Origin of the sequence: Bacteroides sp. BFG-637, assembly GCF_024793605.1 — a bacterium.
GTDB lineage: Bacteria > Bacteroidota > Bacteroidia > Bacteroidales > Bacteroidaceae > Bacteroides > Bacteroides vicugnae.
The window spans coordinates 1503206-1528207 of the sequence record NZ_JANUPD010000002.1; the positions used below are offsets into that span (position 1 = coordinate 1503206).

Genomic DNA, 25002 nt, shown 5'->3' on the forward strand with positions numbered 1-25002 from the left:
GGCACCCGTCTTACTTCCGGACGCCTGCGCTACCCGCACAACGTTTTACGTTGCTATTTTTTATCTTAATCTGCCTGATTTATGGCTTTAAAGGCCGCGACGCTACCCGCCCAGCGTATGATGCCCCTGAAGGCAAGCCGAACGCCGATGTTCGCATTCGTGCTCGATGAATCGTAATTCGCGTCCGCATACGAAACACCGCCAAACGCGTACGCGTGGTGGCTCGACCGATACACCACACGAGAAAGCCCGGTACCCACATAGAACCTGTCGAACCAATGAGAGGAAGTGGAACCGCCTTCCTTGGCCGCAATCAAATCCATATACCGGCCCCAAACCATGTGGGTAGGATAAATATCCGCATTATAAACAGTAATTCCCTGTACAACGCGTTCCGTTCCGTCCGGCATGGTAATAAACCACCTTCCGTCCGCCGCCGTCTTGTTTACTGTGACATACTGCAACCATTCCGCCTTGTTTCCCTGGAAATTCTCATATCCCAGCACATTGACGGACTGATAATTTACACCGTCCCGGTAAGCACCTTCCGCCTGTGGATTGGAACCGCCCTTTTCCTTATAATAAGAAACCGTATCACGCATCCCCAGCGCATTTGTAAGGCCTGTCACTTTCTGGTAATTGTTTGTTCCATATCCGCAAACTCCCTGCGAATCGGTATTACCGTATTTAAAGAAATGCAGATTACCCACATCCTTGTGCATCTCCCAGTCGAACAGCTGGAAACCTTTGCCCCTGTTCTGGGCGTATTTGACTGCCTGGCTCTGTGAAATAGTTCCTACACTTGAAACACCACTGACAGAACGCAGCACATCATCAATCAGATAGGCTTCATAAACACCGCCCAGGCATTCCGTATGCTCTACCCAGTCCGGCTCGATCGCTTCCACACTTTCCGATGTTGTGAGTAAAACGAAATCGAAGGCCGCCGAATTAAGGAAAGTAAAGGCCAGTTTCGTAGCCCCTACAGGAACGGCACAAAACAGATACATACCATTGATAAAACCGTTCGCATTTGAAACGCTGATCCGACTTACTATTTTCCCGGCATCATCTATAAATACAGCACCGTAAAGAGTAGAAGCAAAACCGGGAAAACGAACCTGCTTGTAATCCCGGACGTCCACCAGGGCGAACGATCCGGATTCGTATTCATTCTTCGCCTCTTCAATGGTTGTGTAATCCGTATTCTTACGAATCCCGATCCCTTCCGTCACATCCAGTTCCTCGCGGGTAAATCTTATACTGGTGTACCCTGCTGCTGCCGGCGCATCCTCATTACTTGAAATAAAACCGTAAAGGCACTGATTCAGCACGTCCGTTACTCCCTTGTACCAGTAATGAGGCTCATATATGTAAACTTCACCTTCCGATCCGGTTAATACTGCATCCGTGGCGTTCTCCACGCTGTCACTATCCGCGTATTTATTTCGGTTCTCATCATGAAGCGGGTAACAGGTCATTTCACCCTCCGCCGTCTTTTTAGCCAGAATACAACGTCTTTTCGACAACACTTCCAATATATGGGAAGACGGGGTAAATTCAGTATTATAGTCATATCCGGTAGAGTTATCCAGATTCGTAATCTTTTCCCCGTCTCCTACCGTCTGATCTATTTTTATACCGACAAACTGCGGCTGAATGATATTCAGTTCCGGGAAATGTGCACAGGTGGCGGCGTACTCTTCATCCGACATGGACTGGGTGAGCCGGTACGTACCTACCAGGCGGCACGTCTGCACGTTTCCCCCGTCTTCATCAACGCCGCCCATTGTCATAAGCCTGCGAAGCAAATTACCGTTCCCGTCCATATCTATACCGGTAATTCGTAGATAGCTGGTCGCACTGCATTGCTGTAATAACGTGTTCCAGTCGATCAGGCTACAGTTATCAATCACAAGGCGCGTGATATTTGCCGTACCTTCCAGCTGCAGCCCTGCATTGGTTAGTTTGTTCAGGTACCGGAGTTCGAGCGTCTGCAAAGTTCCGGGAAGGACGCAAACGGCCAGAGGCGCACCGCCGGCAAATGTCACACCGGTAAGGGATGTATCACCGGCCAGGAAGGTTTCAAGTTTGGTATTACTTGAAAGGTCCATACCGGTAAAGGAAGAAGATTTAAGTCCGGATATGTCGAGTTTTCGAAGATTACGGCAATTACCCACCAGAAGGGCGTTAAATGTCGTCTGTCCGGCCTCACAACTAACATTCAGTTCACGCAAGGCCGTGCAGTTGTTCAGGTTCAACGTGCCGACAATGGCGTGGGCTACATCCGTCAGATCAAGCCCGCGAATACGGCTTGCACCGTAGAAATATTGCGGATCGTTTACAATTAAATCCGTGTCCATTGTCAGTTCCACCACAGCCCCGGCCGTTTCTGCAAGTACCGCGCTTTGGTGCGGTGTTCCGGACGTGTACCCGTACCCGTAATAATACCGTTCGGAGGCCGTAATCCGAATTTTCCGGTTATCGCTGCCGAACTTGTATCCGAAATAAGCCGCGAAGCTGTCACGACGGTAAGTACCGGCCACATACTGACTATCCAAAAGGGCGAAACGGTTCTGAATGGTATAAGTACGGTGCGCATAACGGCTTCCCTGCAAGGCATACAGATAATTATAATAACTGGTTCCGCTGCCGGTTGTCACCCCTTCGGTAAGCGGAAGGATATATTTATATTCCGAATCCTTGTTATAAATCCGCTCGCACCAGTTGCCCATTTGTTCCTCGTTAAATACTTGCAGGACATATTCAAGGCTCATATTGCTACGCAAGGTTTCCGCCACTTCACGCAATTTGTCCGGACAAGACCGTACCAGTTCCCATAAAACGGAATCATGGCCGGCAAAAGCATAACTACCGATACTATCGTCAAAACTTTCGTGGGTAATGGTATATTCGTATTTCAGTACCGAATCATTACGCACACCGAACAGCGTGTCCATATCGTAAGGAAGGAAATACCAGATCAGAGAGTCCCAAGTCGCCAGCATCATGTTTTTTGCCCGGTTATCCACAGCCATAAAGTAATCGGTAATCAGATACCATGCAAACGGGCTGTCATTACCGAAATACTGGTTATATTCCGCCAGGAACTTGGCGGGATCATCCTTACATGAATCGATCCAGTTCCAAAGCCTTGTAACTGCCGCCTTGTCGTCCTCGTGTGCATCCGCCCAGGTAGTGTCCGCCTTGAAACGAAATTCCAGCGCATCATCAAAAGAAGACATGTCGGTAGTCCCGAACAGACAAAGGGCCTCGGAGTTGTTCAGGAACTCCAGACAGATACATTTGTTACGCTGCCCGTTCAGGGCCGCTTCGTCGTTGAATCCTTCAATTCCTTCAAAACCGTAAATGATCGCACTTTCCGACTTCTCATTATTGAAATTGTATTTTCCCAGATAAGTATTCGCACCGGTGCCGTCGTTGTCATAAAACAGGTCCATAGGGAAACCGTCCACGCCTATACGTACGTCATATTCCCCCTTATATGCAGCCTGCGGCGGTGTCAGCCACCCGCACCTCTTCCAAACGTCGTTCACAATACGCACCGCACCGGTATTATGTGTACCGGAAGAATCGGAAAAGTCCGCTTTCAAACAGAATATACTGATCGGCCGTGCTCCCGGTTTGAAACTGTATTCAAGGGACGGCACATCCACGCCGTTAACTTCCAGCGTGGTACCGTATTTTTCCAGGCGCAAGAAATAAAGACGGTAATTCTTACGCGGATAAGTGGTGGATGATGTACCCTGTATTCTTAGACCGACATTCCTTGCTACAAAATCGTACTCCTTACCCTGCGGGCTATAAAAATAGATATCGACCGGTACCTCGAATTTCTTGTTATTGGTGGCGTTGACAAGGTTCACATCGCCGACAATTCGCATAACCGCCTTTCCCTGGGCGCGTAACTTGTCTATGTCGATATCCGTACCGTTGTCCCCCGTAACATCATTCTTTTCAAATAACAGGACCATTTCGTCCGACGTAGTCCGGTCTACCATGTAATTGTTCAATTCTTCATCATCCGTAAGCGCACGGTTATAAATACGGAAATTCCTGATCTCCACATCCGCCGTATCACTGAACAAACGGATGTTCACCGGTTCCGCCTGCAGTAATCCTTCGGTAGCCCCATACTGCACCGCTCCGCAACGGATTCCGTTTACATAAAGTTCCAGCAACCGCTTACCGGCCTTGGCCCCGACAATAAAGGCCATTTTCAGGTTCATATCACTTGCAAACTTCGTACTTACTTCCGTACCGCCGGAAACACGCATAAGGGCCTGCTCCGTTGTCATCTGGAAACCGATATCGCCGGCCATACAGTCCAGTATCACCCCCTGCCGGTCCGTTACCGACGAACAAAGAATTTCCATTTCATAGGTAGCCCCGGTAGTGGTTGCATCCGTGGAGAACGGCCGGTACCCGATTTCAATCTTCGCGCCTCCCGTAAGTTTCAGGGCGTCACCCGTCCAGCCGTTGCTGCTCCAGTCGAAACCAGAAAATGTCGTATGTATGTCGCCATAATCCCAGGCTCCCGGATCGGATTCGCTGTTGCTCCGCCCGGCTGCCGAAAGTTTCAGTACAAGCCCGGCGGTAGTTTCCTGCAAGTCGATCCCGCTTTCCGTTACGTCGATATAAAACGGGTATTCCGTGGCCCCCGTCTTAAATTTCATAGTGATCTCGCCCTGCTCCGTAAAACGGTTGGTATATGTCTGCGTAGTACGGGCCACACTGACAGACTGCGTTTTCACCCCGTCCCGGTAAACGTCCATTTGAGCCGGCGTTGCGTCAGGATCATAAGCCACAAAGTCAAATTTTACCTGTTCGTACTGCCCCGCTTCCAAGCGCGGAACAAGATGGTCCTCCGTAAAAATACGGCCGTCCGGAAAACTCATCATCGTGCCGATGAACGGTGCCGATCCTCCGGATTTCAGAATATCAATATAGATACTTTCAGACTTTAACACGAGATCGGCGGAAGCCTCCATTTCGGCAACCATTTGAACGGTATTCCGGCCGGTCACAAGCGAAGAGGGGGACAAACTGAAACTGCCGTTTGTCGTTCCCGATCTTGTAATGGTGTGCGCGTTCTGTTGCCGGCCGTTCAGATAAAGCGTGACGACCTTTGTTCCGGAACCGCTCACGGCATAAGGGATATTAATCGTGTCGGCCAGGGTATAACCGCCTGCGGCTATGGCCCCGGCCAGATTGTAAGAGCTGGTAAGGGAAAGGCTGACAACCTTCACGGATGTAAACGCCTGTCGGGTCTGTTTCTTGCCGGTAGTCGGATCGGTTGTGGTTGCCACTACGTAAATATCGGTATTCCCAACAAGCAAGTAACTTGAAAGGTCCAGTTCGTAACTGCCTTTGGAAACATCGCTGACCGTCTGGGAATACATGGTAGTTGTTCCACGCCTGATCGTAACGGTGATATCCGCCTTTTGCCCGGTAGATTCCCCCTTTTCATCCCCCGTGGTGTATTGGTGATCGTATGTATAAGTAAGACGGGCGTTTCCGCCTTCCTTGATTATGGCGTTATCTACAGCCGCATTCAAGACAATTTTAGTAGCCACCGTTTCGCCGGAACCTCCACCGGAACCGGCCGGGATATCCACGGCGGTAATTTCCGCGCCGCTTTTGTTCTGGAAAGACAGACGGACGGATGTTTCATCCTCGCTTACCTCCGCATTTACGTTAAACAGCGTGGAAGCGTCCACCTCGTTAAAACGGGCGGTTACTACCTTGTTTTCTACCGGATTGGTGGAATCGGCGGACAAAGTCTCGTCCACTTCCAGGATATCCACGTTTACATTCACATTACCGGCCGCGTCCGGCGTCTGCTTCTCGCCGTTTACCGTTACGCTCTTTACCGTTCCTTTGCCGCCGAACTCTTCCCAGCTCGCCTCCTGGTCCCAGGCATCCAGGGCGGTTCCGGTAAACTGGTACGTCTCCCATTTGCCGAGCGATGTTTCAAAGGTGATGACACGCCCCCGGCCGCGCCACTTCTCCGGTACCGCGGCAATGGCGGAAGCCAGGGTATAGAAACCTTCCGTAAGCGGCACACTGCCGGTTACATTATAGGTATTCCCGCCGCCTGAACCGCCGCTGCCGAAATCCTCCCACTTTTCGACATTCTCAAAATCCGTGTCCGGATTGCCTTTAAATTGTTTCGTCACCCAGCCGTCGGCAGTGAGGAAAGAAAGGATCACGCCGTTTTTCCGGACATCGTCAATCTTCCCCGCCGTTTTCAATGCTGCAAACACCCCCGACAGATCACTATAAACGCTGCCGGCGTTCAAGAGGTTGTTTACATTGGTAAAGGTGGAAGACAGACGCCCGGCAGTTTCCTGCAACTCCTGTTTCATTTCGTCACGGTCTGCCTGCAACGTGCTTATGTCCTCGGAACAACTGCTAATATCCTGGGACAGACTTTTCAGCTTTCCCCAAAGGGAACCGTCTTCACTCTGTGAACCGTCTTCGCTGCCGATACGGGCGTTGATATCGGCCAGCAATGCGGCCAGCGAATCACTGTCTTTAAGCCCGTCCAGAAAAGCAAGAATTTCGTTAAAGTTGTCGATTGCCTGCGAAGCGTTGTTGCCGACAAGCCGGTCGATACGTAGAGAAACGGCGTCGATAGCCTTCTGCAAGGCTGCATCGGCGGCAATGCGGGCGGCTTCCTCCGCCTCGATTTCCTTACCCTGGGAAACCAGTTTCAGGTGTTCGTTCAAGAAGCCAAGAACCGCCGCCACCATTTGGTTGGTAACGCTTTCCGCGTCCTCCGCGGTTTCAATGACTATAATAAGATCATCGATATACTCCTGTGTTGCCATATAGATACATTAATTAAATTGTTTACTGAACTCTTTGGAATGAACCCGCGGTTTCCGGTAGCCGCTTTCCGTGATTTCTCCCGTCCAGTTGGACTCCTTCTCGGCAAACGTGAGCTTTAACGTCACGTTCTGCGGCGCGTCCGGACGGACACGGTAAGAAAACTCTTCCGCCGAAGGAATTACCTTGATCTCTTCCCGGCCGTAACCTGCCAGGTAGACATCATCGGAGGAAAGCAGGTCAAGAAGAAAGCGTATTTCCTGCGGGCGTTTGAATCCCGTCTTAACCGTTACGGCTTCCTGTATCTCCGTACGTATGCGATCCGAATAATAATCATCGGTAATTTCATCGTAACGCCGGAAAACAGCGTCTTCGTCTTCATCCATGCCGGGAGTTACGCTCGCCTCGCCTTCCAGGGAAAACACCTCGTAAACCCCGTAACTGTTCAGGAACCGGAGCCGGTAACGCTCGCGGACCGTCGGGCTTTGCTCGATCCCGATCCGGAGAGCGAACGTTTCACCGCTATACACGTCAAAAAGGTTGGCCAGTACCCCGTAATCGGTAAAGAATTTAAGTCTTACGGCCTCCAGGTTCAAGGCGTAGAAATTCCCTGCCGTGCCTGGTACTGCAAGGCTTTGTCCGGTAAGAAGTTCCGTTATTTTCAGCTCGTGCTCCGGATAGATGAAACAGAGCGGGTAAAGTTCCGTCTCGCGCATCGTTATACGCCAGTCATTGCTCCGGGTGGTAAAGAAGAAATTGCAGGATTCATTCAAGAACTTCAAAGAAAAGATGTTATTACCTTCTTCATGCAATTTCTTAAAAGCCCGTTTGGATATACCGCCACGCCAGGCAGTAACAACCAAAGTGGCCGTTTCTTCCTCCTCATTTTGAAGGGTGATCGTGACGACCGCCTTGTTATACCGTTTATCGGAAAGGCTTATCAACATCTCGGAACTGTCCGTTAACGGGGGAATATCAACAAAAAGCGTTTCCAGGACCTCCGCGATATTCACCTTGAAACTTCCATTACCGTTACCGGTAAATATGGAACGCATAAATTCAAAGTTCACGAAATACATTATATTGTAAGTCGCCATAGAAGTAGTTTCTACCGAAAGATAAACAGGGTTTCCGGTAAAGGCGTTTTCCGTCGGATCAATGTTTGCTGTCAAACTCATAATTCAAAGGTGTTAACGATGAATATTCCGTTAAACTCACTCTTATTTTCAAGTCCGGAAAGGAAACGATCACGCTGATCCGTGGGAGACGTCAGGAACTTGTAAAAGTCCGAGAGCCGCCCCGCATGGTTTTCCCTCCAAAGCTTATAAAGCTCCGTCACCTGTGAAGATGACGGGGCAAGGATGATATTATTCTGCTTTTCCATGCTGCAAAAGTTGGGTTTATCAAAGGAAGAATAAAGGACGGGATCAGCTAAGCACCCTCGATGCGACAAACCTTACCTGGTATTCGACTTCTTCCGTTTCGTAACAAAAATAGTTGGCCGCGCCGGAACGCTCGTTTACCTCGATTTCAACCTCTATCTTACATTTGTAAGTTTTTTCTATGATGTTATCCTGTGCGGTGGGCGGATTTTTTAATATATCCTCATCCGTTGACGGCGTAACATACCCGTCATATATCGTATTCGATACACGGCAACCGTACACAGCATACATCCAGTGATAACGGTAATAATCTTCCCAATATTCCACCCTTCCGGCCTGTACACTCTGCAAATTGGAAGAATATACGACCCACACGTAGGAAGCACCGCCCCACACGGGAATGCCCTGTTCATTATCCAGATTATAGGGACCGATCAGACGCAGGGAACGCAACGTAATGTTTACCGGTACCAGTTTACCCGCAGGAAGCGAATAGGAAAGGCCGTCCAGAAGCATGTACTGCCCCCGCAGGGCTACCGGGGTCAAGACATCCATTTTCATAAGCTGGTGAACCGGTAAAAGGGTGTTTGTGTCCACCTGGTTAAAAGAGTGCCTTAATACGGCGTCATACTTCTGCCAGAACTTGGCAAACAGACCGTCTTCAAACTGGAATAAAAGCGATATCGTATGTTTGCTGCCGTCTTTTAACGTAATTTCTCCGCCGTCCGGAGCGTATGGTAAAATAGAACCGAAGGAATAATCCGTACTTTCCGTAACGGCCTTTGTAAAAGCGAAAGCGAAGGAAAGCGGCGTCTCCTCCTTTTCCGAATCCTCTTCATCATCGGAAGAGGTTTTCAGGTAGGTATAACGGTGCACATACCCGGCCAGGTAATACGGGGAAAGAAGGCCGTTCGGGGCAAAATCCATAAACACGCATTCATCATCGCTCGCCAGCTCCTCGTCCTCTACGTTTTCCGTCTTCCGGTCCCAGTTAAAGAAACTGGATGATGATAACGTATGCTTCTTGTTGCCCGAATCCCATTTGTACCAGTTGCCGGTGGTCTTCTCGTAGTTCAGCCACACGGAGGCCTGGGAAGGATCGAAACGGCTTACACGGATAACCATTTTTTCGTTCCCCTTGATATAGTCCTCGTACCGTTCCACCGAAGGCGCGGCACCGGTAAAAGACGTTTTGGCCGATAACTTTATCTGACGGGCCGTTTCATAATTGATAAGGGGTTCCGCCGTCAGATTCCGGGACAGATCAACGGCAGGTTCATCTTCCATTATATCCCGGATCAGTCTTAAAGTGGCCGTTTTCGTATCGGAAGAGACATTATAAACCAGTCCGAAACGTACATACAGCGCGTTTAAAAAGTCCTCAATCGTACAATCCGGCATTAAATCGGCATAATTGAGGATACCCGTCACGCAACAGTCGGCGGCATTGTTCAGGATTACCAGGCTGGAAAGTTCCTTGTCCGTCTTAAAAGGATTTTCGGTTATAGTATAACCAAATTCTGAAAATATAAAGTCCAGGACACGGTGCACGTATAAGAAGGGGGCCACGCCGTACCCTTCCGGTAAACTCGTTTCGGTCGGGGTATCATTTATCAGTAGTGTTTCCGTCCTTGCCTGATAGCATAAGGCATATTCACCGTTTGAATCCAAAGTGATACGGTTTATGTATTGCGGGTAATACGTGCCGTCCTTGGAATCATTTTTGACTACTATTTGAAATATGGCAAAATCTTCATGGGAATCCGTGAAGAACCAGTTTATAGAGGACATAAGACCGCTAACGGTACCGCCGCTTATGCTGGGTAATGTGATCGAGTTCAGTTTCTTTGCTTTCCAGGCGCTGTAGGCTTCCGAATTGTCAAAACCGATATTTAAAGTAATTCCTTCCGTCCTGCCGGCGGAAACGATATTTATCTTTCCGGTACGTTTATACACCCCGTCCAATACCGTACATGTCTGATCTTCATTCATCGGTTTTACACCCATGTCGAGCCGGTGGGCAAAACCGGTTATCCCTGCATTGTTGGCAGTGACGGGAACCGTGACCGGTACGGTTTGTGATCCCCGGTCGTTCATGACGGGGGATTTCTCGTCGATCTGTACGGTAAAGTCACCCCCTAAGTCCAGATAACCTTTGTTCGTCTTAATCTTTAGCATAATGATTACTTATTTTCCGCGTGTAAAGGTGTCGCGGGCGTTATCTATAGTTTCTTTGGCCTTCTCCAAATCCTGGTAAACGATATAGGCCTTTATCAATTTGATAGCCTCACAGGAGGCGCGAAGCTCCTTTGCCGCTTCCAGGAACTCCCGGTAGGAAGAATCACCTGCAGGGGAAGTCACGTAACCGCCTTCATAATATTCACCCGGATTCTGTGGTAACGGGTTGGCACTGGTACGCTGCCGCCTGATCGCTTCGATAGTGCTAACGGCGTCGATCACTTTAGGATTATTCATTTCCGGCTGTGGTACCACATATTCCCCCTTATGAACCACGCCGGCCACTTCATAACGTCCGCCGGGACCGGTGTAACCACCTTCATAATACCCACCACCGGAAGAACCGGAAACAACACGTTCAGCCGTGGCGGTCTTGCTGCCGGTGGTGTTTTTCAAGGACATGTTTTTAATCCTGTCCCGTTCTGCCTTGGCCGATGCAAGCTGGGCCACACCGGTAGCCGCAAGCATTACTGCAGCAACGGTTCCGGCAATCGGCCCGAGGTCCGCGTACGCCTTCATAATCGAAACGGCCGTATCTGCTATGATCTGGGAACACTTGATAGCAAAGTTTACATCCGCGTACTTCTTTTGAATCTCCAGTTTCTTATTTTCCTTCTCTTCTTCCAGGGCGGCAGTATCTTCACCGTTGTTCTCGGCTTCCTGTATGAGAACATCGTATTTTGCTTCCACCTGGTCGATTTCGGCTTGTTGAATGGCTTCCACCATGGAAGAGGAAAGACCGGAATAGTAGTCAAAGTATTTTTTAGCGTTATTCATCTGCATTTGCAGCTTTTTACGCTGGTATGTCTTTTCATCTATTAATTCCTGATCGTGCAGATTCTTTAACAGGGCCAGTTCATTCTGGTATTCCTGTGCCCATGATACGCCGATCTGGGATTGAATCTGGTATAAACTATTCTGGTACTCAAATTCAAGCTGGCTAATTTCCTGCTGTTTCTGTTTCTCCAAACCAACGGTAGAAATTCCCGCCTGCCTCGCTATCTCAATTATGGCATTATAAGTCGTTTCTACATCCTGAACCTGTTTCCGGTGTGCTTCCTGCATACCGGTTATTCCTACCGGAACGGAAGTTATTTCACGTACTTTTTGAGCAATGGCCGCCCGATCACGCAATAACTTCATTTCAGACTCACGCACGGCGTCGGCCGCTTCCGTCGCTGTTTCCTATACGTTTCTGTTTACCGGTAATTTCCAAAGCGGCAATATCATTCTGGTAAGTACGGTTTATCTCCAGAAGTTCTGCGGCGTGCTCCGCTTCAACTTCCAGCATATAGGCGTCGGCGGCTTCCTGCGTGATACTTTGGTTTAATACCGCTTTTTCCATGGTGTCCTTCTGGACATTGTAATAGGCGGTTTCAATCTTTAACCGTTCGTCCCGTTTCTCCTGTACCAGTTTTATACGGGCGTCCTCCTGCTTGCCGGTTTCCGTAAAAATGGCCGTCTGTGCTTCTGTTTCGAGCTTGTGGATTTCATCGAGTAATTTCTTTTTATTAGCCGGCGTTTTTGCTTCCAGCTTCTGGAGTGCGTCGATACGTTCCCGGTAATAGCGAAGGTTTTCCGCCGTCCCTTCGAGAATATACTGGGCTTCCGTCTTATTTTCCTTCTCCCGGTTCTGTTTGATTAGAAGCATACGTTTTTCGTGCTCGATCTCCAGAGGTTTTAACGTGGCGTCCGTTTCCGTATTTTTATACTCCCCGGCTTCCGCCTTCTTTTTGACCTTCCCCAGTTCGTTTAAACGTTTTATTTCGGTGTCGATACGTTCTATTTCCTTGTTTTTCTTGGCGATATTCGCTTCGCTGTCTTCCGCCCACTGTTCCTGAACCTTTTTCTTTTCGGCCTCCAGTTTCTTTATGAGGGATGTTTCAGTATTTATATTTTCTTTATTGGTTCCGGTTAATGAAGTGGCCGTCGCCTCTGTTTTTAAGATATCATTATTGATCTGGGCGATTGCTGATTCTATACCGGCCAAATCCTTCTGTGTTGTCTGTAGGGCTTTCAACTGGTTAGCCTCTTTTTCCGTACCAAATAAACGGCTTATTTTAGCGGTAAGACTGTTCCGGTTATATCCTGACAATGTATTTTGCTGGCGGGTGTCCCAGTAAGCGTCGCTTTGCTCTGATTCCTGGCTTTCAAGATTCCTTTTTTTCTTGTACAATTCTTCCAGTTCCTCCTGGTAAGCTTTCAACTTGATTTGTTTTTCCAAGGAAACTAAATATTGATCTATAGCCTCCTTGTTGTTGTTTATGAGCCTGCCTTCTTCATTCAATTCCGCATTATAATCCGGTATCAGTTCTTTTAATTCAGCGAGCCTTTGTTTACGGGTGTAGTTGGAAAGGTTCTCGTCATTAATAGCAGCTACAAGAGTTTTTATTTTTGCTTCCTGGCTGGCATATTCTTCATTCACTTTCTTTACGACTTCCTGGTGGGCCTTCATCGCCGCCGAAGCCTGTTCCGTCTTCTTTGCAAGCTGGTAGATAGCAACACCGGCTGCCACGAGTAACGCGAGCAGGGCCGTATATGGATTCTTCAAAAGTTCGATCCTCATTAACCGAAGGGCGGCGGTACATCTTTTAATATTCAGGTGCAGCAATGCCTGGGCCGCCGCATAAGCCAGAGTAGCCGCCCGGCTGATATAAAGCTGTACGGCGTGCGCTTTCTCTGCAACGACCGAAGCAAGGGTCGCCGTTTTAAAACGGGCGTGCCACATGGTAGCGATTTTCAGTCCTCCATAGTAAGAAACCAAATAAGCGGTAACGGTATAAGTGACAACACCCCATTTATTAAACATGTCGATCATACCGCCCACACCTTCCACCATAAGCGTAACAAGGTCTATTAAATCCCGAAGAATACCCTTTGATTCATAGAAACGTAAAACTACCCCTTCGATAGTTGAACTTAATGTATTGAGGGAACCTTGTACATTATCACCCATTTCTTCCGCCATGGCATTAAATCCCTCTTCGGCTCCTGTTACTGCATCACGGAGATTTAAAACGGTATCAGTACCATTTAAAAAGGTATTAAATGCGGCAACCGAACGTTTATCCGTTAAATCCAGTGCCTTATTAAGGTCTATTCCTTCACTGTTCAGCTTTTTCAGCCCCTTTACAAGGTCTTCTAAGTTATCTACAGGACCACCAAGGGCAAGTGCAAGTTTACCGCTACCGTCAGCCAAGTTAAGCAAAAATATTACGTGTTGCCGTCGCTGCCGATGAAGCGTCGAAACCGCTGTTTGCCAAAGCCCCCAAAAGGGCGGTCGTTTCCTCGATCGTGAATCCGAAAGAATTAGCAACCGGCCCAACAATAGACATTGCCGTATTTAAGTACTCGAAGCTTAAAGCGGATGCGTTACATCCCATAGTCATAGTAGAAACAGCCCGTTCCGTATCTTCCGCATCAAGGTTGAAAATACGCAATGTTGCACCGGCAAGCGTAGCAGCCGAGGCAAGATCAGTGTCCACAGCCTTAGCGAATTTCAGCACGGAAGGCGTCATCGCTTTAATATCCTCTTTAAAAAATCCCAGCTTGGCAAGCTCTATCTGAAGTTCCGTTACCTGTGCGGCCGTATAAGAAGTAGTAGCACCCAGCCGGCGCGCTTCATCTGTTAAATCCTTGATACTCTTTTTCGTGGTTCCCAGAATAGCGGCCAAAGTACTGTTTTTCTTCTCGAACTCTATAATAGTACTGATCGCATCCCTTAGCCCGCCGACAATCTGTCCGGTTATCATTGCGCCGATAGTGACAAACACACCGGCCAGAACCGTTTTTATCTTATTCAGGGAAAGAAGGGAACCGCCGAAACCTTCCGCCTTTTTCGTGGCCTGCCCGTATGCTTTCTCAACTTCTTTCAGTTCCTTCTCCAGGGCGGCATATTTTTCCGGCTGCAAGGATTTCACCGTATCGCGAAGCTCTTTCCGCAAGGCGTTTGCCTTCCTTGCCAGCTGGTTGGCACTCATGGTGGTTTTATCCAGCCGTTTCTCACATTCGGCAATCTTCTTGTTATTCTCGCCGATCGTCTTATTATTTTCTTTCAGTTGCTCATCAAGCCTTTTCCATTGTTTACCGCCAGCTTTCCCGGTGGCGATTAAATCGGTCATAGCCTTTTTTATCTCCTTATTGCTATCCCGGAGCTCCTTGTTCTTTTCTGAAAGATTATGTATTTCCTTCTGCGCATCGGAGGCGTTCAGGGTTAACACCCATTCGATATAGTCAGGTTTTAATTTTGCCATAAGAGTAAATTTTATAAGGCAAAATTATCCTGGTGTAAAGTGGCGGAAAAGGACACAAAAAAAGCCCGTAGAACCATTCTACAGGCTTATTATACTAAGAAGAAAGTATTTTATCTCTTAAAGGTAAAATCCGAAGGATCAAAACATTCTTTATCCTTAATTGTTGCCCGATCTATCATCCAGCAAATGTACCAGGTTAGAGGAACCGATATAAGAGGCGTCACGATAAAGGAAAGAAAGGCAAAAGCAAGCCACCCGGATAAAGTAGCCGGTTTATGCTTACATCCTACGAAAAAAAATATTACCAGGAAAAAGCCGATCAAAAATAAAATATCTTCGTATGTCATACAATCATCGTTAGTTCTTTACCGATATCTTTAATAGTATTTACTATTAGGGCCTCCCGTTCTTGTGAGGGCTTTTTTATTCCACTTATATATTGAGACATAAGGCTTTGACTTATTCCCATACGTCGAGCCACCGCAGAAGCATTTAGTTCCGGGTGAGAAATAAAAATCCGATATAAGAAAGTTTCTTCCTTCTTATCTTGAATAGCTAAACAATCATTCATAGGGTCTAAAAATATGCAGCTATACCAATTTCATATAAAAACTCCGGTGCAAGGTCGGCACCATTGGCCCATTCAATAGTAGCACGGGTTAAACCATATTGAACAAATTTTTCCTTATCCAATAACTCCCCGAAAACCTCACCTGTAAGATAAGGTTCCAAATTTACGATCTTTTTACTCCCGTCGCTGAAAGTAACAAGAAGCTCGTAATTCCTAATATAATCCACATCTATAACCCGTAACATAAGCGTTTATTTTAATGGTTCAATTTTATCTATTTTTTCCCCTTTTTGGGCCTTTTCCCAAAGAGAAAGTATTTCTGCCTCGTGCAAGTTAATCCACTCATTTACTTTTGCAATAACTTTAGCTGGAGCCTGACCGTCTACAATCCGATCCAATACGCTAATAGAACATTCATAATCACCATAAGTAAAATGAATATGTGGCGGATTATGATCTTTCCAATAGAGGAATATAATAATACCGAAGAATCTACAAATTTCAGGCATAAACTTTGTTTTATTGGTTACTGAAACAAAGATAGGTAATAAAATCATTACCTACAAATATTTAGGTATTAATTTTATTACCTATTTTAGCGAACTGGCAAACATTTCTTTTATCCTTTCCCTTACATAATCCTGATATTCATATTTAATCTTCCCGAGTGTGTCATGATATAGAATCCCGTATATCTGCCGGTTATAAATCTGGTAATTACCGTGTTTCTTCATATCCAGGAAGCGGGTATATAATGGAAGGTTAGAATGTGCGATTACTCCTTCGCCGTCCGGAATGACCGAATAATTCGGGTTCTGTAGTGCGGCCATTAATGCACCGGATCGCCCTTGTATGATCTCCCCGGTTCCCTGTACTTTCCTACGCTCACGGCCTTTCTGGTAAATCCGTTTGGTAGCGATATCCAGTTGGGCTTGAAATATGTCCTGTATTCCACGCCCGATCCGGTCGGTAAAAAAATCCGTTTTAAAATTCTCGGCCATTCAGTTAGAATCTTGTTTTAAATGAGAAAGCCAGGCTCCACCCTGCAAACGTCCGGTAAAAGCCGGATTCCGGAAGAGTGGAAAGGCTGGTTAAATCCAGTTCCTTAGTGACAGGGCAACCGGTGGCAGAATCTTCTATCAGCATTTGTTTGATACGCTCCATAACCGGCTGCACCTCTTCGATAGTCTCATAAGCCCCTTTACGTTGGGGATCGTACTTGCTCATAAGGAAAATAACGCATAAATTATTTTCCCTCACATTGTCAGCCGAAAGGCTGGCACCCGTTCCCGACGGAATCAGAATAAAGAGCACCGGACATTCTTCTTTTGATAGCCCCTGTATCGTCTTACTCATTTCCTCGTCAATGGTAACGGGTAGCACCTTCTTTATTTCAGGAATACGTTTTTGTACGCCTTCCCAGTATTCACGGTAAACCTTTATATCTATCATATCGTCAATCCCTGATAACGTTTCGCCTCCCATTCACGGCGGGTAACAAGCCCCGGAAGAATCTTACCGCCCCCGTATATCCACTTTTTAAACTCTGCCGGTATGGATGGCTCATACGCATCCGCTCTGATCTTCTTATAAAGCGTTGATTTCTTGAATTTTCCGATACCTACATTAAAGCAAAAGCTTACTACCGCGTCAAACTGGTACTGTCCCAAATGAAGGGGAAGCGCGTTTACCTGGTTTTCTACCGCCCTGATATCCGATTCAAAGAAAGCGTCGGCCCGGGCCTCGGTGATAACATCTCCCGGTTTTACGCCGGTTGTGTGACCGTAACCGATCGTACATACTCCCGCGGCACATACATACGCTTTCAGGCGTAGCCCCTCAAATTGCTTAATCTTGTTTTTTGTTCCTGTTGTTGTTCTCATTTCTTGTTACGTTTTTGGTGTAAATACTCAAACTTACATTTATACAGATAAAGTAATACATCCCAAAAGGGTGTATCGTCCACCTCCTTCTTATTACCGAACACGCCGGAAGCCGCCACTTCAAAGACTATTCCGGTCCAGCCGGTTTTATCGTCCGCCTTCCGGTCCTCGGATGCCAACTTCTGAAATAATATCCGAAAGTCAATATCTTCACCACCAATATAAACCGGTCCGGAAAGAACCATTTCCCAAACAGCGGAAAAGAAGTTTACCGCATGAATGGCAAGCAAGGAAGGAACGGCCGGCATCTTCTCCGGGTCCTTGTACCGGTAAAGCTTTAATGTGATATCCTGGAAGATTTCATTTATAGCCGGTTCGTCTTTTTCTGTCGCCGCCTGCTTGCTTTGCTGCAACAAATCCAGGCAATCACAAAAGTTACCGAAAGTAAGACCGTTCAGCATGTCACCGACACCATGCCAGCTCCCAAAATCCTGCATCAGGTTACGCCCGGTTTTCAGAATGGGCGTAACGATCCGCTCGCCCTCCTTACCGGTCGTATAAGAGAAAAAGCCGTCCAGCTTTTCCAGTTGGCCGTCCAGCTCCCGGATGATCTCACGCCGGTACATGGTGTAATCCGCTTTCATGCCCAGAAGGAAAGAAAGCCATTTTACGCGGAACTGTCCGGGGCTGATCGTACCGCGGTTCATCAGTACCGACAATATAAGAAACTGCCGGTACTGCTCACTGCTGACTTCATCCAGGCATGAAGGAACCTCCGCCGTCTTACTATTATATGTAAACTTCTCCATGTCCGGACATTAAAAGGTTATTCCTTTGGATTGTACGGTAACACCCGGTATATAGTAATCCACCGTTTCCGACTGCGCATCCAGTTCCCTGATGATATCCTGCAATACATCCAGGTAAGCCGCCGCGTCCTGCTCCAGACTGTTAGCAACCGATTGCCGGGCCTCTTTTTCCGCCCGCAATTTATCCCGTACGGTTGTGCTCTGCTGTACCTGTACGATTCCATTGGGTAGAACTTCCACCGGTAAACGTTCAACGGCCTTTTTTATGGTGAGAAGTGCAAGCGGGCGGCGTACATACTCCAGCAATTTCTCCGTTAAAACGGTATCGCCTTCAATCAGTTTATTATAACGGTTCCGGGTGATAACAGGTATTATCTGCCCGTCCTGGACTTCCCGGATCATAGGAATAAGCACCAGAAAAAGCCGGTGACTGCCGATATTGTAATATTCATCGAACGTTTCCTTATTCTGGATTAGAAGCCGGTTTATAGCCTTTTTCTTAATGCCGTTCATCCAGAAATCAAACTTTTCGCGGTCCATTAACTCCACCAACGCGTCTACGGCTTCCATAAGCCAGGTTCCGGATATTCTCTTCATCCTTGAACTCCTGTAAGGCGGTCATACCCGTTTCATTCTCTCCAAGGTGTTTGCCACGTCCGGCCGTTCCGTGTTGTGCGTCTAAAGTGGGAATGACCTTTAACCAGGTAAACATTGCCACCGCCTGCTGCATCAGCCGCAAAGTTTCCGCCATGCCGTCCGGTTCCGTACCGTCCGCATGATCTTCACGGTAATACTTATCTACCGCGTCTATGGGTTCCGTTCCGATGATAGCCTGTAAATCCCGAATACCCAGCGGTAAGATAGGTTCCCACTTGGTAAAATCAAGATCATTATCGATCAATCCCAGAACACGGACTATTTCACCGGCACCGTCACCGCCTTTATTAAATAACTTCGTCATTTGCTCGGTCTCTTTTTAATGTATATGGTTTCCAATTATCAAAATCCTTTGTGAAATTGTTTATTTCATCGTAGAACTCCTTATAAAAGCGGGCCAGCCCGGTATCTATCGTTATACAGGTCTGCTCCGTGCGCGGATTGGTGTTCACATTGGCCGAGCTTTCTATTACAAAATCAAAAGCGTTACCAAAACCGGCCATTACTTTAGCATGATTACGGAAGATGCAGACACGTGATCCGAAACGTTCCGCCACCTTCTTTAGGTATAAATAAACATCCGCGTAGGAACCTTGAAAGATTTCACCTACATAAAAATCCGCGTGCCCTATGTCTTTTCTCTCCAGCCATTTCTCCACCTCCTTAACATCGGTAATTGCCATACACCAGGTAGAAATCAGAACATATTCCACCGGTTGTTGCTTCACGATCACACGAAGATAAGTAAGGCTGTCAACGTCCCCATGACTGATACAGTGATAAGACGCCCCTTTCTCAAAATGCCAGGGCAAACACTCTTCCAGGTGCAGCTCCGATTTTATCCGCCGGTCAAAATGAACGTTTTCGTCCGGCGGGCCTTTATATGCTTATCCGGGGTGTTATCGGCCCGGTTCTCTTCCGGTTGCCGGTCGCTTACCGGTTCTTCCGGCACATCTTCCGGTTTCGGTGTAAAAAACAGACTACGCATTTTCTTTCATACGGTTAGAGGGTGAAACGTTCTGTTCCGCTTCCACTATGGTACGATAAAGCCCTACTTTCGTTGCGGTACCCGGAAAGTTGGCATTAATATACTGCTGTAACGGCTTACAAAGGATCATGTCCGGAATAGCCGTTTCAGAAGCGTTATACACTTTCAGGCTGTATAATTTCTCCGATCCGGAAGAAAGTTTGTTTTCTATAATCAGATTTGAAAGTACCGGATCAAGACCGAAGCCGGAAGTGGCGGCAGCGTCCGCCTTATTGGATATCTTAATCTGGGCGTCCACATAATCCTTTATCTTCTTATCCAGTGGTTCCACCGTCCAGCCCTCAAAGTTATTCGCTTCCGGATTCCAGAATTTGGTCGTGTGCATGTATTTTCCGGCGTTCTGCCTTCCGGTAATGTTGGAGGCGAATTTCTCCATAGCTTCGTCCTTGAAATCTTCCAGCATCTGGGCCGTGTATTTCTCGCCCGTACGCTCGCAAACCTGTTTTATACGTGCTTCCGCGCGGTCCCAGTAAGACTGCGGCGATTCGATATGCAGGGAAATGGCCGAAGCGTTTTCGTTATAGGCGATCAGGATAGCGGCCAGACCGCCGGCAAGCTCCAGCCAGTCAAGCGCACCCAAAAAACGCGGTGTACTCATAAAATCCTTGCAAAAGGAATAGATATTATAATATTTCACAGAAACCGGATATTTGAACGGGTGGGCCGGATCAAAGACCGGGTAACGGTAAGTATAGGCCGGATCAGGATAAGGAAAGTCGCCCACAAGTACTTCCTGCGGTTCATCCTCGCCGTCGGGAGGATATACCAGGCGGGCCTTCTGGTAGGGAATATGTTCCAGCCGTACCAAACGCCCGGGATTGCCTACACGCGGCGCACGGTTCCGGACAAACTTTATAAAAAAGCCCTGCATGTGTGTTAAGTCTACGAGTGAGCGGTGAAGAACCGTCGTGTAATCCCACGACTCCAGGTCGGCGGTTATTTCCGGATCGAGTTTCCAACGCCGGTAAAAACGGTTATTCTCTTCGTCGATCGCATCCTCATACAGCCGCGGGCCTTCTCCCCACTGTAAACCGGCTATTTTACCCATAATACCTTCACCGGCGTAGAATTTATCCAGTAAACGCATGACCTCGCCCGGCATGTCGTTATTGTCACCCATGGGAACGATAAAGGTACCGTTTACGCTGATCTTTCGCGAAAAGAAAGCCCCCCGCCGGTTTAACTGGATGCTGGAAGGTTCCCAACCTTTACCGCGGCCACCGATAGAAAAGGAGATCAAACCCTTGTCGGTGCCGGTATCTATAATTCCAAAGTTGCCACTTCGTCTTATTTCCATAATCTTAAATCGTTATTCTTTTCCCGTTGAACTCCATTACCAGACATTCCCAGCAATTCAGCGGCCGGCCCGTTGTGGTGTCCGTCAGGAATAGTTTATAGCTTGAATTTTCGATGCTTTCATCCGTCGCCTTTTTCCTCAAACGGGCGGCAGTAAGTATCACCATGTCGCCGCCGTCCCGCGTCTGACGGTTCCATTTCCGGAACTTGATAGAAAAGGTACCCCCGGAAATGGTAATCCGCTTCATCTGTTCTACCGCTACATAAAGGTTTATTTTTTCCATAGCCGGCGGATAAAGTTTTTAATACTGGCCCAGTTATCATGTACCAAGCAGAAGGATAGAAAGAAAAACATGAATTTTAGGAACGTCCATAGGCTACACCCGTTTGTAGTCTTTTCTTTTTCCTGGCTTTGTTGCTTAACGTCGGATTTACGGGTAACGGCTGTTTCCGTTTGACTGGTAGTTTCCTTATGATCCCGGAGGGAACTGCTTTGATTCTTTCCAGTTCTTTTTTCAGTTTTTCGGTTACTGAAATCAATTTCTTTAATTCTTCCGAGGCTGTCGTAGTCGATACGGATATGCGTACTATCTTCCCGGTAAACGTCAAGTACGTGCTCCTCATGGCTCGAATCTCTCCGCGCAAGTTCAATAACTCCGTCAGTAGTTGTTTGTTTTTCTTCTCCAGTTGCTTCTGTAACCGTTTTTCGTGTAACAGAGCGAGGAGAACGACAACCGTAAAAACAAGCTGCAAAACAAATAAGAATAAGTAGGTGTACGATTCCATGTCTCATAATTGATTTTAGTTATTAGTGTCGAAAGTGATAGATTTACGGTTCAGGCAATTTTTCACCCCGCAAAGAAACGGTTTCATGATATCCATTACGCGGGCGTTCTGCCTGATATCCTTTTCCATTTCGTTACATTTCTGCTGGAGTTCCCGGTACTGGCTCTCTACATCGTCGATCCGCTGTTTCAATTCCTTACGGTCATTCTTCATATCCTCAATCAGTTCCTGGTAAACCTCCTGTACTGACTTCATGGCGTCAGCTTCCGCCTGTTTACGGGTATACCGGAGAGTGAATAACCAAGTCAGGCCACCCGTGCAAAGAGCTGTAATAATCGCTGTAATTATCGTTTCCGTCATATTAGTAGAGTTGAAAATGTTACATTATAGTCCGGACGATACATACATGCGTCAAATAACCCGCCACGATCCCGGCCAGGTCTGCCAGAATATCCTTCCAGTCCCATTTATTACAGGGGGGACATTTCATCCCCGTATTCCTTACCCAGTGAAGCACCCAGGGCAAAGGGAACACCATAATCACCCAACAGGGCACATATAGCGTAATTAATTCCGAAATGCTTCCATTTGTCCGTTCCTATTTTCATAATTTGAATCATTGGTTACTGCAAAGGTGGGAAGAACGGAAACGGACGAAAAGGACATAAAAAAGAGTGCCGGGAACCACCCCGGCACAAACAAACCCTAACCTGGGACTTAAACCCAACGGCTGCCTTTTCAGCCGGTATGCTAAATTGTTAATATTAAGGATTAGACAACTTTTCGATGTCTTTTTTCATCATACGTAATAATTGAATCCTTCTTAACACCTCATTTGTTGGTGTACTTTCATCTCCTTTCTCTATTAGGAAATCGATTAGGTCCTCAATAACTTCGATGTAACAAGCGGAAACCGGTTCCGTCTTAGTTTGCCACTGTGTCAAAATCTCGGCACTTTCATCTGTTATATGTGCGCCGTTTACTTCCTATATCTTTCATAACAAATCTTTCATTAAACGTTTTTAATCGGTGTAGTCTCTAAGGTAGTGAAATCAATTATTCCGGCCTGCCGGTATATCCCGAGGGCGACTTTCCTAAACCGTTCGTAATTACGTCTGTCAATGGGCGATAACTGCCACCTCTTCATGTCTTTCATCAAATCCGGTATATTATTGGCACTATTATACAGACAGTTGTTTTTACCGTACTCGTGATGAAGTGATACAGACTGAAAATCACCGGAGAAAACAACCAACCGCAAACGTTCAAGTTCAAGGAAAGCAAACTCATTGTTAACCTTCTCCACCTTATAGGCTCTTAATTCAATGGAAGGCGTGCCGTATTCACGTCTAACGAAAAATAGGATATCAGGATTATTTGTATTCATTTGGCACCTCCTTTTAAGTCTTCTAATTTAATATGTGAAATACTTGTTATACTTTCCAGTACCCCGTCGCATACACTTTTAACCCTTAATCCGCGGGAACCGTCTTTCTTGGGTAAATTCAGGTGATAATACGGGCGATTCCTCCAGAATGTAATCCGGAAAATCCAGCCACGAACTTTAAAAGTAGCATTGCTTATTTTATAATCAATCTGTATCAGATCACCCGGTTTAAATTTACTTTCTTGTAGAAACATTTCCTGTATTTCTTCCTTTTCCTTCTTTATTTCCTCAATCCTTTTATCATTGTTTTGTAATTGAGTAAGTAACACTTGCTGATATTCAGTATATATCATTCGGCACCTCCTTTCTTTTCTATCTGGGGACGCTCTGAAAACCTATATATTCTTTTAACCCGGTAAATGAAAAAATAGGCTACAGGCTTGTCACAGCCGTTATTATGTGTTTTAGTGTCCTGATCTATATGAATAAACCCGCTACCGGAAGATATTTTCAGCGGCATTGTTTTAGGGTATTTCTCGTTCAGCTCCTTTACCTTTGCTTCCAGTTCAGTTTTAAAAGCATCAAAGGAAATTTTATCAGGGCAAAGCGTATTACCAAACTGGTTTGCAAACTCTGCCATTTCAGCACATTTTCGGTTCTGTGGCTTATATTCGTTAAGCTCTATAAAATAAGATATCATTTTCGGCCTCCTTTCCTCGCTTTCTTGGCACGACACACACATATAACTGCACCAATGACAGCCGGTGGATAGATAAAAGTAAGACAGAAACAAGCGATAGCAGATAAGTAATAAGCCCCAGAAGTTGAACAAACAGTACATTCATGTTTCGGTTCCTGAAAATAACGATGTTGGATTGTGTTTACGTCCGTGCTACCAGTACGGAACGAAGGTACATAGCTTGTACCGGATTGAAATTCATTTTTCATAACGGTGTTAATTTTGACTATTTTACATGGGAAAGGCGGTTACCATTTCCCCTAATTCGTCAAAATTAACACCGCAAACCGTCCGAAGATCGGGTTATAAGTTTAGGGAAAGGCAACCGCCTTGTATTAAACAAGCACTTATCGGGCATAAAAAAAGCCCGTTATTTATTCGAGCCAATAACCGAGACTCACCGGACCGCACCAGCGGTGTTAACTTTGACAGGGGCAAATGTCGGCATTAAATTCTGAACAAAAAAAAAAAAACGTTAATAAAAGTTTATTAGGAAAGAAAGTTTCTCGACTCTACGATTCGTTACTTCGTAACAAAAAACGCCCACCTGATTAAGGGTGAGCGTTACACACTATAATTAATATTCTATTTGTCTTTTAAATTAATTCCCTCTTTTATCTGTTCATCAGAAGTTACCTTTTTACAAAGAATATAGTGATAAACAGGGTCTTTGCTCATTCCTTGTGTAGGTGTAACCGGATAAGCCAGTATTAGTTCCCAACCCAATTTAGCCAAATAGTTAACGGCGTCTATCATTGAATTAAAATTCATCTTTTCACCGTTTTCATCTACTAAAAAACGAGCATTTGGTGTTGCCCATTTTGCCTTCTGGCCGAAATCTACTTCTATTTTTACTTTTGTACCGGTTATATTTCCAGTACCCACGATTTCACAATAAGCCTTATACGGTTCTTGTGCAATGGCTGCCATTGTTAGTATGGCCAATACAATAACTAAAAAAAATCTTTTCATATCAGTAACTTAAAATTAGTGTGTACTTTAGTTTGTACCACCCCGTAAGTCCTGACGGTATATATGCAGTGTAATTTTGACGATTGCAAAAGTACTTAAATATATACATTTATAAAAAATATTACC

At 46.4% G+C, this 25002-nt stretch carries 22 protein-coding genes and 3 pseudogenes; all 25 read right to left on the reverse strand.

All coding sequences use genetic code 11. The features are described 5' to 3' along the window. Positions 1 to 65: 65 nt before the first annotated feature. On the reverse strand, positions 66 to 6854 hold the full coding sequence (locus NXX38_RS06230; protein WP_258978840.1) for a CotH kinase family protein: 6789 nt from the start codon (positions 6852 to 6854) through the stop codon (positions 66 to 68). Positions 6855 to 6863: 9 nt separating this feature from the next. Then, positions 6864 to 8030 (reverse strand): hypothetical protein, encoded by a 1167-nt coding sequence (locus tag NXX38_RS06235; protein ID WP_004318207.1) that lies wholly within the window; start codon positions 8028 to 8030, stop codon positions 6864 to 6866. Further along, on the reverse strand, positions 8027 to 8236 hold the full coding sequence (locus tag NXX38_RS06240; RefSeq protein WP_004318206.1) for a hypothetical protein: 210 nt from the start codon (positions 8234 to 8236) through the stop codon (positions 8027 to 8029). The genes NXX38_RS06235 and NXX38_RS06240 overlap by 4 nt, the downstream gene beginning before the upstream one ends. A gap of 43 nt (positions 8237 to 8279) precedes the next feature. Then, positions 8280 to 10415, reverse strand: a complete 2136-nt coding sequence (locus NXX38_RS06245) for a hypothetical protein (protein WP_004318205.1) — start codon at positions 10413 to 10415, stop codon at positions 8280 to 8282. Between the two features lie 9 nt (positions 10416 to 10424). Continuing rightward, positions 10425 to 14728: pseudogene (locus tag NXX38_RS26875) on the reverse strand (phage tail tape measure protein). Positions 14729 to 15071: 343 nt separating this feature from the next. Further along, the gene (locus NXX38_RS06265) at positions 15072 to 15299 is read right to left on the reverse strand and encodes a helix-turn-helix transcriptional regulator (RefSeq protein ID WP_004303369.1); all 228 of its coding nucleotides are present in this window, start codon (positions 15297 to 15299) and stop codon (positions 15072 to 15074) included. Positions 15300 to 15304: 5 nt separating this feature from the next. Then, a complete protein-coding gene (locus NXX38_RS06270) occupies positions 15305 to 15544 on the reverse strand; it encodes a DUF2442 domain-containing protein (protein WP_004318202.1) in 240 nt (79 codons plus the stop codon). 6 nt (positions 15545 to 15550) lie between these two features. After that, a complete protein-coding gene (locus NXX38_RS06275) occupies positions 15551 to 15856 on the reverse strand; it encodes a DUF4160 domain-containing protein (protein ID WP_004303371.1) in 306 nt (101 codons plus the stop codon). A gap of 33 nt (positions 15857 to 15889) precedes the next feature. Beyond that, positions 15890 to 16300 carry a hypothetical protein gene (locus NXX38_RS06280; protein ID WP_004325872.1) on the reverse strand — a complete coding sequence of 137 codons (411 nt, stop codon included), beginning with the start codon at positions 16298 to 16300 and terminating at the stop codon, positions 15890 to 15892. A gap of 4 nt (positions 16301 to 16304) precedes the next feature. Then, entirely contained in the window at positions 16305 to 16751 is a 447-nt protein-coding gene (locus NXX38_RS06285; RefSeq protein WP_004318197.1) for a hypothetical protein, read from the reverse strand. After that, positions 16748 to 17182, reverse strand: coding sequence for a lysozyme (locus NXX38_RS06290; RefSeq protein WP_004325871.1), 435 nt, complete (start codon positions 17180 to 17182; stop codon positions 16748 to 16750). The genes NXX38_RS06285 and NXX38_RS06290 overlap by 4 nt, the downstream gene beginning before the upstream one ends. Next, on the reverse strand, positions 17179 to 17991 hold the full coding sequence (locus tag NXX38_RS06295; RefSeq protein ID WP_004325870.1) for a hypothetical protein: 813 nt from the start codon (positions 17989 to 17991) through the stop codon (positions 17179 to 17181). Before NXX38_RS06295 ends, NXX38_RS06290 begins: the two co-directional genes overlap by 4 nt. Before the next feature lie 9 nt (positions 17992 to 18000). Next, positions 18001 to 18952: pseudogene (locus NXX38_RS26705) on the reverse strand (DUF6712 family protein). After that, on the reverse strand, positions 18936 to 19460 hold the full coding sequence (locus NXX38_RS06310; RefSeq protein ID WP_258978850.1) for a hypothetical protein: 525 nt from the start codon (positions 19458 to 19460) through the stop codon (positions 18936 to 18938). Before NXX38_RS06310 ends, NXX38_RS26705 begins: the two are co-directional and overlap by 17 nt. Positions 19461 to 19486: 26 nt before the next feature. Continuing rightward, positions 19487 to 19636, reverse strand: coding sequence for a hypothetical protein (locus tag NXX38_RS06315; protein WP_258978851.1), 150 nt, complete (start codon positions 19634 to 19636; stop codon positions 19487 to 19489). After that, entirely contained in the window at positions 19629 to 20993 is a 1365-nt protein-coding gene (locus NXX38_RS06320; RefSeq protein WP_004318192.1) for a hypothetical protein, read from the reverse strand. The genes NXX38_RS06315 and NXX38_RS06320 overlap by 8 nt, the downstream gene beginning before the upstream one ends. Positions 20994 to 20997: 4 nt before the next feature. Continuing rightward, a complete protein-coding gene (locus tag NXX38_RS06325) occupies positions 20998 to 21276 on the reverse strand; it encodes a hypothetical protein (RefSeq protein ID WP_004318191.1) in 279 nt (92 codons plus the stop codon). After that, the gene (locus NXX38_RS06330; RefSeq protein ID WP_004318190.1) at positions 21264 to 21785 is read right to left on the reverse strand and encodes a hypothetical protein; all 522 of its coding nucleotides are present in this window, start codon (positions 21783 to 21785) and stop codon (positions 21264 to 21266) included. The genes NXX38_RS06325 and NXX38_RS06330 overlap by 13 nt, the downstream gene beginning before the upstream one ends. Positions 21786 to 21793: 8 nt before the next feature. After that, positions 21794 to 22138, reverse strand: coding sequence for a hypothetical protein (locus NXX38_RS06335; RefSeq protein ID WP_004318189.1), 345 nt, complete (start codon positions 22136 to 22138; stop codon positions 21794 to 21796). Between the two features lie 19 nt (positions 22139 to 22157). Beyond that, positions 22158 to 22386 (reverse strand): annotated as a pseudogene (locus NXX38_RS26710) (hypothetical protein). Between the two features lie 404 nt (positions 22387 to 22790). Beyond that, on the reverse strand, positions 22791 to 23165 hold the full coding sequence (locus NXX38_RS06345; RefSeq protein WP_004325868.1) for a hypothetical protein: 375 nt from the start codon (positions 23163 to 23165) through the stop codon (positions 22791 to 22793). Then, the gene (locus NXX38_RS06350) at positions 23162 to 23518 is read right to left on the reverse strand and encodes a hypothetical protein (protein ID WP_004318185.1); all 357 of its coding nucleotides are present in this window, start codon (positions 23516 to 23518) and stop codon (positions 23162 to 23164) included. The genes NXX38_RS06345 and NXX38_RS06350 overlap by 4 nt, the downstream gene beginning before the upstream one ends. Then, a complete protein-coding gene (locus NXX38_RS06355) occupies positions 23515 to 23865 on the reverse strand; it encodes a hypothetical protein (RefSeq protein ID WP_004318184.1) in 351 nt (116 codons plus the stop codon). The genes NXX38_RS06350 and NXX38_RS06355 overlap by 4 nt, the downstream gene beginning before the upstream one ends. After that, positions 23862 to 24113, reverse strand: coding sequence for a hypothetical protein (locus NXX38_RS06360; RefSeq protein WP_004318183.1), 252 nt, complete (start codon positions 24111 to 24113; stop codon positions 23862 to 23864). The genes NXX38_RS06355 and NXX38_RS06360 overlap by 4 nt, the downstream gene beginning before the upstream one ends. Before the next feature lie 376 nt (positions 24114 to 24489). After that, positions 24490 to 24876 carry a hypothetical protein gene (locus tag NXX38_RS06365; protein ID WP_004303389.1) on the reverse strand — a complete coding sequence of 129 codons (387 nt, stop codon included), beginning with the start codon at positions 24874 to 24876 and terminating at the stop codon, positions 24490 to 24492. Positions 24877 to 25002: the final 126 nt, after the last annotated feature.